Below are 16,625 nucleotides of genomic sequence, written 5' to 3'. Positions count from 1 at the left end.
GATGACATCCAGCCCGCTCGACCGCCTGCTCAGACCGCAAACGATCGCCGTCTTCGGCGGCCGCGAGGCGCGCAGGGTGATCGAGCAGTGCGACCGCATGGGCTTTTCAGGCAAGATCTGGCCCGTCCATCCCAAACTCGACGAGGTGCTCGGGCGGCTGTGTTATCGCTCGGTCGCCGATCTGCCTTCCGCTCCGGACGCCGCCTTCGTCGGCGTCAACAGGGCGCTCACCGTAGATATCGTGCGCAGCCTTTCTGCGGCCGGCGCCGGCGGCGCGGTCTGTTATGCATCAGGCTTCAGCGAGGCGACGGCGGAACTTGCCGATGGCGCCGACCTGCAGCAGGCGCTGCTTTCGGCGGCCGGCAACATGCCGATCCTTGGGCCCAACTGCTACGGACTGATCAACGGTCTCGACGGCGCGCTGCTCTGGCCCGACCAGCACGGCATGAAGCGCATCGAATGCGGCGTGGCGATCCTTACGCAGTCTTCCAATATCGCCATCAACCTGACCATGCAGACCCGTGGACTGCCGATCGCCTATATGGTCACGGCCGGCAACCAGGCGCAGACAACGCTTGCCGACGTCGCCTGCGCCTTGATCGAGGATCCGCGTGTCACGGCGGTCGGCCTTCATGTCGAAGGTTTCGGCGATCTCTCCGGCCTCGAACGCCTTGCTGCCATTGCCCGCCGGTCCAAGAAGCCGGTCGTCGTGCTGAAGGTCGGCCGATCCGAGCAGGCAAAACAGGCGGCAGTGTCGCACACCGCTTCGCTTGCCGGCAGTGATGCCGTGGCGGATGCCGTGCTTGCCCGCCTCGGCATCGGCCGTGTCCAGAGCCTGCCGGCGCTGCTCGAAACCCTGAAGCTGCTGCATGTCGCCGGCCCTCTGCCAAGCCGGTCGATCTCGTCGATGAGCTGCTCGGGCGGCGAGGCTTCGCTGATCGCGGATGCCGCCGTCGGCCGCAATATCGAATTCCCTGCGCTGCACCCGCAACAATTGCCGCGTCTGCGGCGGGTGCTGGGCGAGATGGTGACGCTCTCCAATCCGCTCGACTACCACACCTTCGTGTGGGGTGATTTCGCCAGCCAGACCGAAGCCTTCAGCGCCATGTTCAAAGGCGGCTATGCCCTCAATCTGGTCGTCCTCGACTTCCCGCGGCGCGACCGCTGCGATGCGTCCGAATGGGCAATGACGGCAGACGCGGTCATCACTGCTGCCTCTGCGACAGGTGCGCTGGCCGGCCTTCTCGCGACGCTTCCGGAGAATATGCCCGAACCTGTCGCCGATCGGCTGATGGCCAATGGCATCGTCGCCTTCTCAGGCATCGACGAAACCATGGCTGCAGCTGAGGTCGCAGCCGGCATTGGCCAAGCTTGGCAAGCCCCGCCTCCCCTGCCGCTGCTCGACGTGCCGTCCATGGATGGTGAGATCGAGACGCTGACCGAAGCTGATGCGAAGGCGGAGCTTGCTGCCTGTGGCCTCCCCGTTCCCCGGGGGCTGCAGGCTTTTTCTCCCCATGAGGCCGTCGAGCAGGCCGAACGGCTCGGTTTCCCCGTCGTGTTGAAGGGTGTCGGCATCGCACACAAGACCGAAGCCGGCGCCGTCGCGCTCAACCTCCGGGATAGCCAGGCGGTCTCGACCGCCGCGGCGGCAATGCCGCCGAATGCCGGTTACCTGGTCGAGAAGATGATTGACCCGCCGGTCGCCGAGCTCATCGTCGGCGCCATTCGCGATCCCGCCTTCGGTTTGTCGCTCACCTTGGGAGCGGGCGGAATCTTTGTCGAATTGCTCGAGGATTCCGTCATCCTGCCGCTTCCGACGACGAAAACCGAGATTCATGCGGCGATTTTGCGCCTCAAACTGGCAAAATTGATCTATGGCTATCGCGGACGGCCGAAAGGCGATCTCGACGCCGCGGTGGCCGCTATCGCAGCAGCGGCAGATTATGTCGTAAAGAACGTGGCACGCCTGGAGGAACTGGACATTAATCCATTGATGGTTCTTCCCGAAGGGCGCGGTGTTGCTGCAGTCGATGCCCTCATACGGCGTAGGAGGTAGCATAGGTTGAGCGAATGCATTCGCACACGACATGACGGCGGGGTGCTCGAAGTCGTCATCGACCGGCCGAAGGCGAACGCCATCGACCTTGCGACCAGCCGTGCCTTGGGATTGATCTTCCAGAATTTTCGCGACGATCCGGAATTGCGCGTCGCCATCGTGACGGGTGGGGGCGAAAAGTTCTTTTGCGCTGGATGGGACCTCAAGGCGGCAGCATCCGGTGATGCGGTCGACGGTGACTACGGTGTCGGTGGCTTCGGCGGGCTGCAGGAGCTGCGCGACCTCAACAAGCCGGTTATTGCAGCGGTCAACGGCATCTGTTGCGGCGGCGGATTGGAGCTCGCCCTTTCGGCCGACCTGATCGTCGCCGCCGAACATGCGAGTTTCGCCCTGCCGGAAATCCGCTCGGGCACGGTTGCCGATGCGGCGTCGATCAAGCTGCCGAAGCGCATCCCCTATCACATCGCCATGGACATGCTTTTGACGGGACGCTGGCTCGACGTTCACGAGGCGCATCGCTGGGGTTTCGTCAACGAGGTCCTGCCGGCCGGCCGGCTGATGGAGAGAGCTTGGGAGCTTGCTCGCCTGCTCGCAAGCGGGCCGCCGCTCGTCTATGCGGCCATCAAGGAAATCGTGCGCGAAGCGGAGGGTTCGACGTTCCAGACTGCCATGAACAAGATCACCAAGCGGCAGTTTGCGACCGTCGACAGGCTCTATTCGAGCGAAGACCAATTGGAAGGCGCACGGGCCTTCGCTGAGAAGCGAAGCCCTATCTGGAAAGGACAATAACGAGGCGGCAGCAACCGCAATGTTTCCCGCATGATGCGGGCACCGGAGGTGGAGAGGAAACCGCCTGCGATCCTGCCCGGAAGTTCTGTCAACGCACCACAAAGAAGGAACTGGGGAATGAACGACTATAGCAAATATCTCGCAGGCCGCGTCACCGCGGGCGGGCTCAGCCGCCGCGAATTCATGGGACGCGCCATGGCGGCGGGCATCACACTTGCCGTCGCCGACAAGCTCTTCACCGAAAGTGCCGAGGCCGCCGAACCGAAACGCGGCGGCCACCTGAAGCTCGGCCTCGAAGGAGGTGCAGCCACCGATTCCAAGGATCCGGCGAAGTTCCTGTCACAGGTCATGTTCTGCATCGGCCGCTGCTGGGGCGACATGCTGGTCGAGTCCGACCCGCTGACGGGTGCCGCCGTGCCCTCGCTTGCCGAATCCTGGGAGCCGTCGAAAGACGCTGTCACCTGGACCTTCAAGATCCGCAAGGGCGTCAAGTTCCACGATGGCAAGGAACTGACGATTGACGACGTTGTTGCGACGCTGAAGCGCCACACCGATGCGAAGTCGGAATCCGGTGCGCTGGGTGTTCTCGGCTCGATCAAGGAGATCAAGGCTGACGGCGGCAATCTGGTGCTGACGCTCAGCGAAGGCAATGCCGACATGCCGTTGCTGTTGTCGGACTACCATCTGGTCATCCAGCCGAACGGCGGCGTCGATGATCCGCTGGCCTCGATCGGCACCGGCCCCTACAAGATGACGAGTTTCGAGCCCGGCGTCCGTGCCACCTTCGAAAGGAACAAGGACGACTGGCGCACCGACCGGGGCTACGTCGATTCGATCGAAATCATCGGCATGAATGACGCGACCGCCCGCATCGCAGCACTGTCGTCCGGCCAGGTGCACTACATCAACCGCGTCGACCCGAAGACCGTCAACCTTTTGAAGCGCGCCCCGAACGTCGAGATCCTCTCGACTGCCGGCCGCGGCCATTACGTCTTCATCATGCATTGCGACAAGGCGCCGTTCGACAACAACGACCTGCGGCTGGCCCTCAAATACGCCATGGACCGCGAGACCATGGTGCAGAAGATCCTCGGCGGTTACGGCAAGGTCGGCAACGACTTCCCGATCAACAGCACCTATGCGCTCTTCCCCGAGGGCATCGAGCAGCGCGTCTACGATCCCGACAAGGCCGCCTTCCACTATAAGAAGTCGGGCCATAGCGGCTCGGTCCTTCTGCGCACCTCCGAAGTCGCCTTCCCCGGCGGTGTCGATGCAGCCGTCCTCTATCAGGAAAGCTGCAAGAAGGCCGGCATCGAGATTGAAGTCAAGCGCGAGCCGGGCGACGGTTACTGGACCAATGTCTGGAACGTCCAGCCCTTCTCCACTTCCTACTGGGGCGGCCGGCCGACACAGGACCAGATGTATTCCACCGCCTATCTCTCGACGGCGGACTGGAACGACACCAAGTTCAAGCGTCCTGACTTCGACAAGCTGCTGTTGCAGGCCCGATCCGAACTTGATGAAGCCAAGCGCAAGGATTTGTATCGCGCCATGGCGATGATGGTGCGCGACGAGGGCGGCGTGATCCTGCCAATGTTCAACGATTTCGTGAACGCCTCCACCAAGCAGGTGAAGGGTTATGTCCACGATATCGGCAACGACATGTCGAACGGCTACGTCGCGACGCGCGTCTGGCTGGACGCCTGATGGCAAAGGGGCGCTTGCCCCTCCGATCCCCAACGAAGCCGGGACCGTGGGATGAAACCCCGCGGTCCTCCCGACGTTTTAGCGCGAGGCCCTCGCCATGACCAATCCTGCCCCAAGCATCTTGCCCGGCCTCGGGTTCCGGCAGCGTTTTCCGCTGCTTGCCCTTATCCTCGAGCGCTTCGTGCTCAGCCTGGTCCTGCTTTTTGCCGTCTCCATCCTGATCTTCGGTGGTCTGGAAGCCCTGCCCGGCGATTTTGCCACAACCTATCTCGGTCAGTCGGCGACACCGCAGGCCGTTGCCAATATTCGACAGGATCTCGGGCTGAACCGGCCGGTCACGACGCGCTATGTCGAGTGGCTCGGCAATGCCGTCCAGGGTGACTTCGGCACTTCCTGGGCCAGCAAGAATTCAGTGAGTGAACAGATCGGCAAACGTCTCGGCAATTCGCTCTTCCTGGCGGGTTTCGCCGCGGTGATATCAGTGCCGCTCGCCGTCGGCCTCGGCATGCTGTCGGTGCATTTCCGCAACCGCCTGCCGGATAAGATCATCAACATTATCTCGCTCGCGGCGATCTCACTGCCGGAGTTCTTCATCGGCTACTTGCTGATCCTGTTCTTCGCGGTGAAGCTCGGCATGGCGACTTTTCCAGCGACCGTCTACGACAGCATGGGTCTCGCCGAGCGATTGAAGGCGATCGCGCTGCCGACGGCGACGCTGGTGCTCGTCGTGCTTGCGCACATGATGCGCATGACGCGGGCGGCGATCCTCTCCGTCATGTCGTCGGCCTATATGGAAACCGCCGAACTGAAGGGCCTCAGCGCCTTCCGCGCGATCGTCAAGCATGCCGCCCCCAACGCGCTCGCGCCGATCATCAACGTCATCGCGCTGAACCTTGCCTATCTCGTGGTCGGGGTCGTCGTTGTCGAAGTGGTCTTCGTCTATCCCGGCATGGGGCAATATATGGTCGATGCGGTCACCGTGCGCGACATGCCTGTGGTACAGGCCTGCGGCCTGATTTTCGCGGCTGTCTACATTTTCCTCAATATGACGGCCGATATCCTCGCGATTATCGCCAATCCCCGGCTGAGGCATCCGCGATGAGATTGAGAGACATTCCCATCACCGCCTGGATCGGCATGGCCGGCATCGCCATCGCCTTCATCTTTGCGATCTTCGCCCCCTGGCTCGCTCCCTATGGCGAGACGCAGGTTGTCGGCGACGTCTGGCAGCTGCCGGATAATCAATACATCTTCGGCCTCGACAATCTCGGCCGCGACATCCTCTCGCGCCTGATCTATGGCGCGCGTACGACGCTGCTGGTCTCGTCCGCCGCCACCGTCATCTCCTTCTCGCTCGGCATCATCCTGAGCTTCACCGCTGCCGTCTCGCGCGGCATCATCGACACGGTCTTTTCGCGTTTCAACGATCTGATGATGTCGATCCCGACGCTGATCTTCGCGCTGGTGGTTCTTGCGGTCCTGCCGCAGAATATCGTCGTCCTGATCCTTGTCATGGCGATCCTCGATTCCACCCGCGTCTACCGTCTTGGCCGCGCCGTGGCGCTCGATGTCGCGGTGATGGAATTCGTCGAGGCGGCAACACTGCGCGGCGAAGGCAAGCTCTGGATCATCTTCCGCGAAATCCTGCCGAACACCCTGTCGCCGCTGCTGGCCGAATTCGGGCTGCGCTTCGCCTTCTCGATCCTGTTCCTCTCGACGCTTTCCTTCCTCGGCCTCGGCATTCAGCCGCCAGCGGCCGATTGGGGCGGCATGGTCAAGGACAACAAGGACGGCATCATCTTCGGTATATCGGCAGCACTGGTGCCGGGCACGGCGATTGCCGTGCTTGCCGTCTGCGTCAACCTCGTCGTCGACTGGCTCCTGAAACGCACATCCAGCCTCAAGGGAGGGCGCGGCGATGCCTGAGCTTCTTTCCGTTCGCAATCTGAAGATCGAAGCAACCAGCTATCCGCCGGGCGAACCGCCGAAGCGGGTGACGATCGTCGACGGCGTTTCTTTCGATTTGCAGAAGGGCAAGGTTCTCGGCCTGATCGGCGAATCGGGCGCCGGCAAGTCGACGATCGGCCTTTCGGCGCTTGCCTATGGCCGAGGCGGCGCCGAAATCACCGGCGGCGAGGTGCGGCTCGACGGCGCCGATATCCTGGTGCTTGGCAAGAACGGCATCCGGAAAATCCGCGGCGCCCGGGTCTGCTACGTCGCGCAATCGGCGGCGGCCGCCTTCAATCCGGCGCACAGACTCGGCGATCAGGTGATCGAAGCTTCGGTTAAACATGGTTTGATGAGCAAGGACGAGGCGCGCAAGCGTGCGCTTTATCTGTTCGGGGTTCTCGGCCTGCCCAATCCCGAAACCTTCGGTGAGCGCTTTCCCCACCAGGTCTCCGGCGGCCAGTTGCAGCGGGCGATGACGGCGATGGCGCTCTGCTCCAATCCCGAACTGATCGTCTTCGACGAGCCGACGACAGCGCTTGACGTCACCACGCAGATCGACGTGCTGGCGGCGATCAAGCATGCCATCGAGGAAACGCACACCGCCGCCCTCTATATCACCCATGATCTCGCCGTCGTCGCCCAGATTTCGGACGACATCATGGTCCTGCGTTATGGCAAGCAAGTCGAATACGGTAGCGTCCAGCAGATCATCGAGGCACCGCGGGAGGACTATACGCGCGCCCTCGTTAATGTCAGGCAGGCCTACCGCGAGGAAGCCGCCGACCAGTCTGCAGCACTTCTCAACGTGGAGAATGTCAGCGCCGAATATTCCAACGGCTTCAAGGTGCTGCACGATGTCTCGCTGCACGTGCCGAAGGGGCAGACGCTCGCCGTCGTCGGCGAATCCGGTTCAGGCAAATCGACCCTGGCGCGCGTCATTACCGGCCTGTTGCCGCCGAGCAACGGACGCATTGTCTTTGATGGAAAGCCGCTGTTGCCTGGCCTCAAAAGCCGGCCGAATGACGACTTGAGGCGCATCCAGCTGATCTACCAGATGGCCGATACGGCGATGAACCCGCGGCAGACGGTCCGCGACATCATCGGCCGCCCGCTGACCTTCTATTATGGTCTGAGAGGTGCCGAGAAAACCGCGCGGGTAAAGGAACTGCTCGACCAGATCGAAATGGGCAACGGTTTCGTCGATCGTTATCCGGCCGAACTGTCCGGCGGCCAGAAGCAGCGCGTGGCGATCGCGAGAGCCCTTGCCGCCAAGCCCGAACTTATCCTCTGCGACGAGCCGACCTCGGCCCTCGATCCGCTGGTTGCCGAAGGCATTCTGAAACTGCTGCTGAAGCTGCAGGAAGAGGAACATCTCTCCTACGTGTTCATCACCCATGACATCGCTATCGTGCGCGCCATTGCCGACAGCGTCGCGGTGATGCATCGCGGCAAGCTCGTCCGCTTCGGTCCCAAATCCCAAGCGCTATCGCCGCCCTTCGACGACTACACCGACCTGTTGCTGAAATCCGTACCGGAGATGGAGATCGGCTGGCTGGAGCGGGTGCTAACGACGCGGAAGATGGCAAGCGCCGGGAATTGAAGGCTCGAAATCTTCCGGTACTCATCCGGATGGCTTCGTTGAAAATCGGTGTCTTCAATACTCTGCCGGCACCGCATACACTTCCGCGGATGGATCGGCGAGGAACGAGCGCACTGTCGGTGGCAGCTGGCGTGAAGACAGCGGCAGTGGTCCGCAACGCGACAGAAGCTCGCGCAGGTTGGGCTCGGCGCCGACATGCCGCCAGATCATCCGCGACGCATACGGGAGATTTTCCCGTCGCCACGAAACTCCCATTGTCGTCCCGCGCAGATAGACGCGCTGGTACTCATCGAATGGCAGGAGGATCGTCTGTGAAAGTATCGGATTCGAGCCGACGACTCGCTCCGTAATGAAGATCCGGTTTCGATAGAAGGCCGCAAGGCCGACATATTTCGAAAATTGCTGGATGCCGTTTCCAGCGTCCCGCAGACGCTCCATTGATTTGACATGCACAAGCCCACCCTTCTCCACAAAGCGGCTGCACGAACACACAACCATTCCCGGCCAGGACGGGGAGCGATGATAGGTCTGGAAATAGCCGATATGGCGCCGGAGCGCGGTCAGATCGCCTGGGAACGCCTTTAATAGTTCGGAACTTTGATTGAGGTCTAGAGTCGGTTTGCGAAGCCGCTCGCGAAAGAGCCTGGGAACGAGACCAAAGTCGGCTGCGTCGAGATCGAAATACTTGGCTATGCGAGCGAGATTATGGGCAGACGGCCTCGTCTGGCCGTTGATGTATCGATTGAATTGCTGCCGATTGATATCGATCGCGCGGCAAAGATGCGAAATGGAACGCTGCGTGGCACAGGCGATCTTGAGGTTCTCGACTAGGTGAGGCATCGGCGGTTCCGTCTTAATGATAGTAGCGTAAACTCGCTCAAAAATGCGTCAAGTCGCGAAATTGCGTGAAGCAGCCTGATCTCTACGTTCCCTTCTAAGAACGTTGAAAAGGGAACTGAAATGAGACGTGAAAAGGATCAATCTTCGCCTTTGAGTATCGGCCGTCGTCACTTCGTTGGCGGTGCCGTCGCGCTGGGTGCTTTGCCAGTCCTCACCTCCGGACTCTTGATGCCGCGCGATGCCCGCGCGCAGGAAGCGAAGCGCGGGGGTCATCTGAAACTCGGCCTCAAGGGCGGCGCCACCAGTGATGCGCTCGACCCCGCGACCTATAGCGCCTCCGTGTTGTTCGTGATTGGCCGTCTCTGGGGCGACACACTTGTCGAATCCGACCCTAAGACCGGTACGCCCTTGCCGTCGCTGGCGACTTCCTGGACGCCATCGGCGGACGCATCCGTCTGGACTTTCAAAATTAGGAACGACGTGCAGTTTCACGACGGCAGCAAGATGACCGTCGCGGACATCGTCGCGACACTGAAGCGACACGCGGACAAGAATTCGCAGTCGGGCGCTCTGGGGCTCATGGCCTCGATCACCGGTATCGAAGAAAAAGCGGGCGACCTTGTCCTCACACTTTCGGAAGGCAATGCGGACCTGCCTTTGCTTTTGACCGACTATCACCTGATCATCCAACCGAAGGGCGGCCTCGACAAGCCTGCGGCGGCCATCGGTACAGGTCCTTACATTCTGAAAAGCTTCGAACCGGGCGTTCACGCAACCTTCGAGAAAAACCCGAAGGATTGGCGCTCCGACCGCGGCTTTGTCGACAGTGTCGAGATCCTCGTCATCAACGACAACACCGCCCGCGTTGCCGCACTTGCCTCCGGCCAAGTCCATTTCGTCAACAATGTCGACCCCAAGACAGTCCCGATGCTGCAGCGAGCACCGACCGTCGAAATCCTCCGGAATGCAGGCAAGGGCTTCTATTGTTTCCTGATGCATTGCGACACGGCTCCCTTCGACAACACCGATCTTCGGCTTGCGCTGAAATATGCCATTGATCGTCAGGCGATCCTCGACAAGGTTCTGGGCGGCTACGGAGTCATCGGCAACGACTATCCGGTCAATTCCAACTACGCTCTCGCCCCGACCGATATCGAGCAGCGCCCTTATGATCCAGACAAGGCCGCCTTCCACTTCAAGAAAGCGGGTCTCGACCGCTCCATTCAGCTGCTCACGTCAGACGCAGCCTTTCCTGGCGCTGTGGATGCGGCGATCCTGTTCCAGCAAAGCGCGCGCAAGGCCGGCATCACGATCGACGTCAAGCGCGAACCGGAAGACGGCTACTGGACCAATGTCTGGAACAAGCAGCCCTTCTGCGCCTCGTTCTGGGGCGGTCGTCCGACCCAGGATTCGCGCTATTCCACCTCTTACCTGTCGACCGCAGAATGGAACGACACGCATTTCAAGCGCCCTGACTTCGACAAATTGGTTCTGCAAGCAAGGTCAGAACTCGATGAGGCCAAGCGCAAGGTGCTTTATCGGCAATTGGCCCTGATGGTGCGAGACGATGGCGGTCTGATCCTGCCCGTCTTCAACGATTACATCATGGCCTCTTCGAAAATGCTGAAGGGATATGTCGACGATATCGGCAACGATATGTCCAACGGCTACATCGGCAGCCGCGTGTGGCTTAATGCCTAAAGCTCTCCTGGATATATGACAATGTCAGACCGCAGCTTCACAACCATCGAAAATCAGTGGATCACCTTGAAGGATGGGACGCGGCTGGCGGCACGCATCTGGATGCCCGACGGCGCGGAGGAGGATCCCGTGCCGTCGGTCTTCGAGTTCCTCCCCTATCGCAAGCGCGACGGGACGAGCCTCAGGGACGAGTCGACCTATCCGGTCTTCGCCGCCGCCGGCATTGCCGGCGTGCGCGTCGATATCCGCGGATCGGGAGAATCCGACGGCGTCATCGATGGCGAATATACCGAACGGGAGCTTGCCGATGCCTGTGAGCTGATCGCCTGGATTGCCGCGCAGCCTTGGTCGAACGGCGCGGTCGGCATGATGGGCATCTCCTGGGGCGGCTTCAACAGCCTGCAGGTCGCAGCCCTGCGCCCGCCGGCGCTGAAGGCCGTCATCTCGATCGCCTCGACCGTCGACCGCTACAATGACGACATCCACTACAAGAACGGCTGCCATCTCTCCGCCCAGCTTTCGTGGGCGGCGACGATGCTCGGCTATCAGTCGCGCCCGCCCGATCCCGCACTGGCCGGCGAGCGCTGGAAGGCGCTGTGGCTGGAGCGCCTGGCGGGCGAACCCTTTTTCATGGAGGAGTGGCTGAGCCATCAGCGGCGCGACGATTTCTGGCGTCACGGCTCGATCGCAGAGGATTTTTCCAGCGTCGAGATTCCCGCACTGGTCATTGCCGGCTGGGCCGACGGTTACCGCAATACGCCGCTGATGGCGGTCGAAGGCCTCGGCGATAAAGCCAAGGCGCTGATCGGTCCCTGGGTGCACAAATATCCGCACTTCGCCTGGCCGAAACCGCGCGCCGATTTCCATGGCGAAGCGATCGCCTGGTGGAACAAGTGGCTGCGTGGCGAGGACAACGGCATCGACAGACTGCCGCAGACCCGTGCCTATATTCTCGATGCCATCCGCCCTGCCCCACGCCGCGACAGCGATCCTGGTTTCTGGATCGCCAGGGATGTCTGGACGCCGCCGCGCATGCAGTGTTTTTACGTCGAGCAATTCGGCAGGCTGACGGAAGGCATGCCGATCCCGCACGCGCCCGAACATCCCGTTTATCTCCATTCTCCGCTCGATATCGGCACGGCATCCGGTGAATATTTCACGCTGAAGCCCGACGCCGAAATGGCGATCGATCAGCGCTCGGACGATGCCGGCTCGCTGGTCTTCGATACCATGCCGCTTTCCGGCGATTGCGACTATCTCGGCCAGCCCGTGCTGACGCTTGCGCTGCGCTCCCGGACGTCGGGCGGCAATCTCTGCGCCCGGCTGATCGATGTTCATCCTGATGGTACGGCAATGCGGGTCGCCTTCGGCGTCGTCAATCTCACCCACCGCGACGGCAATGCCGATCCGAAACCGCTGATCCCGGGCGAGACGGTGTCGATCCGTCTCGTGCTCGACGCCTGCGGCTATCGCTTCCGCAAGGGACATCGCATCCGCCTTTCGCTTTCCACCGCCTATTGGCCGATGATCCTTCCTCCGCCTGAGGATGAGGGAATCGAAATCGACATGGCATCGCTCGGCCTGGGGTTGCCGGTGCTCGGCGACCATCGCCGCATCGAAATCAAGGAGCCGGCCAATCCCGATCCCCTGCCTCGATATATCGAGCATGCCGCGGCGGCGACGGAGCGCCAGGTCGTTCGCAACCTCTCGGGCAACCGGACGGACTATCGCATCCACGAGGATACCGGGCTCTACGAACATCCTGAGACGGGCCTGTCGACCCGGCAATTGCGCGAGGAAGTCTGGTCGATTTCACCCGATGATCCGCTGTCGATGACCGGTGTGTCGACCTGGACCTGCGATATGCGCCGCCCCGGCTGGTTCGTGCGCACCGTGGCAACCGCGCGGATTGCCTGCACCGCCACCGATTGGATCATCAGTGCCGTCGTCACCGCTTTCGAGGACGACGTGCAGATCTTCGAAAAGATCTTTGCGGAAAAGCGGATCCCACGTGATCTGATGTGATCGTCAGGGCACGGCGAAATGCCGGACAGCCTCGCAGACGGCATGGAAGCCATCGCGGGCGCCATCGCTCATATGCCGGGCGCGCAGCCAGGCATGCACCATCTGGGGCTCCTCCCGGAACCAGACCTCTCCGCCCGCTTCAGTGAGCCGGGCGGCATAGTGCCGGCCGTCGTCTCTCAAGGGGTCGAAATGCGCGACCGTGATGAAGGCCGGCGGCAGCCCGGCAAGCGAAGACGCCTGGAGTGGCTCGGCGATCTCATTTCCTTCAGGCGCCTGCAGAATCTCGCGATAATAGGCGACATCGGCCGTCGTCAGGCCGGGTGCGGCGGCCATTTCGAGATAGGAACCTGCGTCGAGGTCGCCGCCGAGCGCGGGGTAGATTAGCACCTGGCCGACGATGCCGGAGAGTTCCTCGTCGCGCGCCCGCAAGGCAAGCCCTGCCGCAAGGTTGCCGCCAGCGCTGTCGCCGATCAGCACGACCTTATTGCCGGCGGCAAGCAGATGTTTGAGCACGGCGAAGCCGTCATCCGTCTGTGCCGGCCAGCGATATTCAGGGGCCAGCCGGTAATCGACGGAAACGAGTTCGGCGCCGGCAAAATCAGCGATCTCGGCGCAGATGGCGTGATGGCTCTCAAGCGAACCGACGACGAAGCCGCCGCCATGGAGATAGAGCAGAACAGTCCGGGTGATGATTTTCCGCGGACGGTAGCGCCGGATCGGCATGCGCTGGACCATGCCGTCCGCAAAGATCAAATCCGGGGGCAGCGGGCGGTCGAAGCGGGCGCAAAGCGCATCGTACCAATGCCGTTGCTGCTCGACCGACGCTTCGACAGCCTCAGTGGGATAGACGCTATCGCAAATCTGGAGAAACTGCAGAATGCCTTTTTCGGTGGGGACAGGGGATGGAGCGGACATGCAGGGTCCTTTCGATTTGGGACTGCGGAGACGTCCCTGGCCGACTCTCACCCCATCATGCGCCTTTGCGGCGGAGGCAATCTGTCTGGCCGCGACCCATGGATGTCGCGATGCTTCCTTATTTTGATCCTGCATTTCAAGGCTTTGCCGCTTTTTCAAAAAATTCCGATATTTTTTTCGTCGTCGACCCAAGGAAAGCCACTGGAGAAACGTCTCAATCCCGAAATAGCATCTTGCTTGATAGCTTGGGGGTAGGTGCGCATTGGATGCGGAGCTCATAGAACGAGCGCAGGGCGGCGACCGGGAGGCCTTCGGGCAACTGGTCTCGCGCCATTATGATTTCGTCCACGCGACGGCATGGCGATGGTCGGGCAGTTCCGCCGACGCCGACGACATCGCCCAGGAGGTCTGCGTCAAGCTCGGCGCGGCCATCCGCGGCTTTCACGGCGCCAGCCGCTTCAGGACATGGCTCTATACGCTGACGCTCAATGCCGCCCGCGACCATAGACGCAAACTTGTACGGGAAGAGCAGACATTCCGCGCTTACGCCTCCGAACCGCAGCCGGATGCACCGGGCGGGAACGACGACGAGCTGTCGAGCGAATTATGGGCGGCCGTGCGCGCTTTGCCGGAACGCCAATGCGACGCCGTGCTGCTCGTCTATGGCGAAGGCCTCAGCCATTCGGCTGCCGCCGATGTCATGGGCTGCTCGGAAACGACCGTGTCCTGGCAGGTCCACGAGGCGCGCAGGCGGCTGAAGGCCATGCTCGGCAAGGAAGAGGTATAATGGACAAGGAACTCGAGAAGCTCTCCCGCCTCACCCCGCCGGCAACCGATCCGGAGGCGCGTGCACGCGCCCTTGCCGCGGCAATGCAGGCCTTCGACAACGCAGAAAATAATGCCGCAGCAGCCCAAGGAATTACGAAAGGCTGGCGTCCAAGCTCCATCATCAACTGGATATGGAGCTCTGCTGTGAATAAGAAATTCCTCGCCGGTTCAGCCCTTGCAACGCTGCTCGTCATTCCCGCCGCCGGCTATCTCACCCTCGAGCTGGCCCGCAACCAACCGATCGTCAACCAGGAAAAGATCGCCGGCACCGTTTCCAAAAATGACATGCCGAAACCGGCCGAACCTCGGCTTTCCGAAGCGCCAGCCGAAGAGAATCGGCCGGCTCAATCGTCGGCGGCTGATAGCACTCAAGTCTTGCAGGACAAGGAACCTCAGGCCGCAAAGTCCGCTGCGGAGCTGCGCGCTGAATTCGATGCCGGCGAGATCGCCACTCTTAAGAACAAGTCGGAGGATTCCGCCGCGGCACTTGGCATGGCAAAACGTGCTGCGCCGGCGGCTCCCGGCGTGGTTGCTCAGGGCCAGCTGTCGGCAGAACCAATGGCCGCGGCCCCCTCGCCTGTCCCGCCGGCGGAAGGGAATGTCCGGGTTCAGCTCGATCCCAGCCGCGAACGCTTTGCCAATGCCGTGGCAAATCCGATCAAGAGTGTCGCGACCGATCCGGTCTCGACCTTCTCGGCCGATGTCGACAGTGCCTCCTATTCCTTCGTCCGCCGGTCGTTGGCCGGCGGGGCGATGCCGGATCCGCAATCGGTTCGCGTCGAGGAGATGATCAATTATTTCCCCTATGACTGGCCGGGTCCCGAGAAGGCCGATCAACCTTTCAAGGCGACCGTGACGGTGATGCCGACACCGTGGAATCACGATACGGAACTGATGCACGTGGCGATCAAGGGTTATGACATTGCGCCGGCGACCGCGCCGCATGCCAATCTCGTCTTCCTCATCGACGTCTCGGGCTCGATGGACGAGCCGGACAAGCTGCCGCTGCTGAAGAGCGCCTTCCGTCTTCTGGTCAGCAAGCTGAAGGCCGACGATACCGTCTCGATCGTCACCTATGCCGGCAATGCCGGCACGGTGCTCGAGCCGACGCGGGTAGCGGAGAAATCGAAGATCTTCGTGGCAATCGACAGGCTGGAGGCTGGAGGCTCGACCGGCGGCGCCGAAGGCATCGAGGCGGCCTACGATCTTGCCAAGAAGGCCTTCGTCAAGGATGGCGTCAACCGGGTGATGCTGGCGACGGACGGCGACTTCAATGTCGGCCCGTCGAGCGACGAGGATCTGAAGCGCATCATCGAGGAGAAACGCAAGGACGGCATCTTCCTGACCGTTCTCGGCTTCGGCCGCGGCAATCTCAACGATTCCCTGATGCAGACGCTGGCCCAGAACGGCAATGGCAGCGCCGCCTATCTCGACACGCTCGCGGAGGCGCAGAAGACCTTGGTCGAAGAAGCCGGGTCGACGCTGTTTCCGATTGCGAAGGACGTCAAGTTCCAGGTCGAGTTCAACCCGGAACGGATCGCCGAATACCGGCTGATCGGCTACGAGACACGCGCCCTCAACCGCGAGGATTTCAACAACGACCGCGTCGATGCCGGCGATATCGGCTCCGGCCACAGTGTCACGGTGATCTACGAAATCACGCCCAAGGGGAGCCCCGCGGTGATGAATGACGATCTGCGTTACGGCCTGCCCAACAAGGCGCCGGCCGCGGCATCGGACGGCACGCATCACGGCGAGCTTGCCTTCGTCAAGATGCGCTACAAGCGGCCGGGGGAGGACAAGAGCGCGCTGATCACCACCCCTGTCGGTGACGGCAACGCGTTCGCCACCATCGACGCCGCGCCGCAGGACGTTCGCTTCTCCGTGGCCGTCGCCGCCTTCGGCCAGAAACTGAGCCGCACCAGCGCCCTCGACACCTATCCCTATCAGGCGATTGCCGATCTCGCTGCGGCATCGCGCGGGGCGGATCCCTTCGGCTACAGGTCGGACTTCCTCGGCCTCATCAGGTTGGCTGACGGCCTCAGCCAACGATGAATTGAGGAATACCGCAGAGCAGAGACCGCCGGGGAAACGGCCTCTGCTTCTGAGCGTTTGGAACGAGGAGTTCCCTGTTCAGTCTGTGGACTGATAATCGATATGGTTAAATCAGCCCACCGTATGAAACGGAAACCCATTAATACAGGTCGCGGGCTG

Annotated in this window: 12 protein-coding genes; 10 read left to right on the top strand and 2 right to left on the bottom strand. The window is 61.8% G+C overall.

Features of this window, described 5'->3' with window-relative positions:
• The first annotated feature begins 1 nt into the window (after position 1).
• The 6 genes from FHX03_RS24300 to FHX03_RS24275 all read left to right on the top strand — a co-directional run bounded on the left by FHX03_RS24300 (position 2) and on the right by FHX03_RS24275 (position 8,102).
• Positions 2–2,056, top strand: a complete 2,055-nt coding sequence (locus FHX03_RS24300; RefSeq protein ID WP_183855824.1) for an acetate--CoA ligase family protein — start codon at positions 2–4, stop codon at positions 2,054–2,056.
• Positions 2,057–2,062: 6 nt separating this feature from the next.
• Positions 2,063–2,845, top strand: a complete 783-nt coding sequence (locus FHX03_RS24295) for a carnitinyl-CoA dehydratase (protein ID WP_131711202.1) — start codon at positions 2,063–2,065, stop codon at positions 2,843–2,845.
• A 117-nt stretch (positions 2,846–2,962) separates the two neighbouring features.
• A complete protein-coding gene (locus FHX03_RS24290; RefSeq protein ID WP_131711201.1) occupies positions 2,963–4,552 on the top strand; it encodes an ABC transporter substrate-binding protein in 1,590 nt (529 codons plus the stop codon).
• Between the two features lie 97 nt (positions 4,553–4,649).
• Positions 4,650–5,654, top strand: a complete 1,005-nt coding sequence (locus FHX03_RS24285; RefSeq protein ID WP_183855822.1) for an ABC transporter permease — start codon at positions 4,650–4,652, stop codon at positions 5,652–5,654.
• The gene (locus FHX03_RS24280) at positions 5,651–6,478 is read left to right on the top strand and encodes an ABC transporter permease (RefSeq protein WP_097626181.1); all 828 of its coding nucleotides are present in this window, start codon (positions 5,651–5,653) and stop codon (positions 6,476–6,478) included. The genes FHX03_RS24285 and FHX03_RS24280 overlap by 4 nt, the downstream gene beginning before the upstream one ends.
• Positions 6,471–8,102, top strand: coding sequence for an ABC transporter ATP-binding protein (locus FHX03_RS24275; protein WP_183855820.1), 1,632 nt, complete (start codon positions 6,471–6,473; stop codon positions 8,100–8,102). Before FHX03_RS24280 ends, FHX03_RS24275 begins: the two co-directional genes overlap by 8 nt.
• A gap of 54 nt (positions 8,103–8,156) precedes the next feature.
• Here the strand turns inward: FHX03_RS24275 and FHX03_RS24270 are convergent, their stop codons facing one another.
• On the bottom strand, positions 8,157–8,942 hold the full coding sequence (locus tag FHX03_RS24270; protein ID WP_183855818.1) for a helix-turn-helix domain-containing protein: 786 nt from the start codon (positions 8,940–8,942) through the stop codon (positions 8,157–8,159).
• Positions 8,943–9,062: 120 nt separating this feature from the next.
• Between FHX03_RS24270 and FHX03_RS24265 the strand changes: the two genes are divergently transcribed.
• Complete coding sequence (locus tag FHX03_RS24265) at positions 9,063–10,643, top strand: ABC transporter substrate-binding protein (protein WP_183855816.1); 1,581 nt, start codon at positions 9,063–9,065, stop codon at positions 10,641–10,643.
• A gap of 21 nt (positions 10,644–10,664) precedes the next feature.
• Entirely contained in the window at positions 10,665–12,668 is a 2,004-nt protein-coding gene (locus FHX03_RS24260) for a CocE/NonD family hydrolase (RefSeq protein ID WP_183855814.1), read from the top strand.
• A 3-nt stretch (positions 12,669–12,671) separates the two neighbouring features.
• Here the strand turns inward: FHX03_RS24260 and FHX03_RS24255 are convergent, their stop codons facing one another.
• Positions 12,672–13,583, bottom strand: coding sequence for an alpha/beta hydrolase (locus tag FHX03_RS24255; RefSeq protein WP_183855812.1), 912 nt, complete (start codon positions 13,581–13,583; stop codon positions 12,672–12,674).
• A gap of 262 nt (positions 13,584–13,845) precedes the next feature.
• On the opposite strand from FHX03_RS24255, the gene FHX03_RS24250 reads away from it, so the two are divergent.
• Positions 13,846–14,370 carry an RNA polymerase sigma factor gene (locus FHX03_RS24250; RefSeq protein ID WP_183855810.1) on the top strand — a complete coding sequence of 175 codons (525 nt, stop codon included), beginning with the start codon at positions 13,846–13,848 and terminating at the stop codon, positions 14,368–14,370.
• On the top strand, positions 14,370–16,466 hold the full coding sequence (locus FHX03_RS24245) for a vWA domain-containing protein (protein WP_183855808.1): 2,097 nt from the start codon (positions 14,370–14,372) through the stop codon (positions 16,464–16,466). Before FHX03_RS24250 ends, FHX03_RS24245 begins: the two co-directional genes overlap by 1 nt.
• Positions 16,467–16,625: the final 159 nt, after the last annotated feature.

The sequence above is a fragment of the Rhizobium sp. BK456 genome, from assembly GCF_014194045.1.
Lineage (GTDB): Bacteria > Pseudomonadota > Alphaproteobacteria > Rhizobiales > Rhizobiaceae > Rhizobium > Rhizobium redzepovicii.
This window is presented reverse-complemented; position numbering and strand designations above follow the sequence as displayed.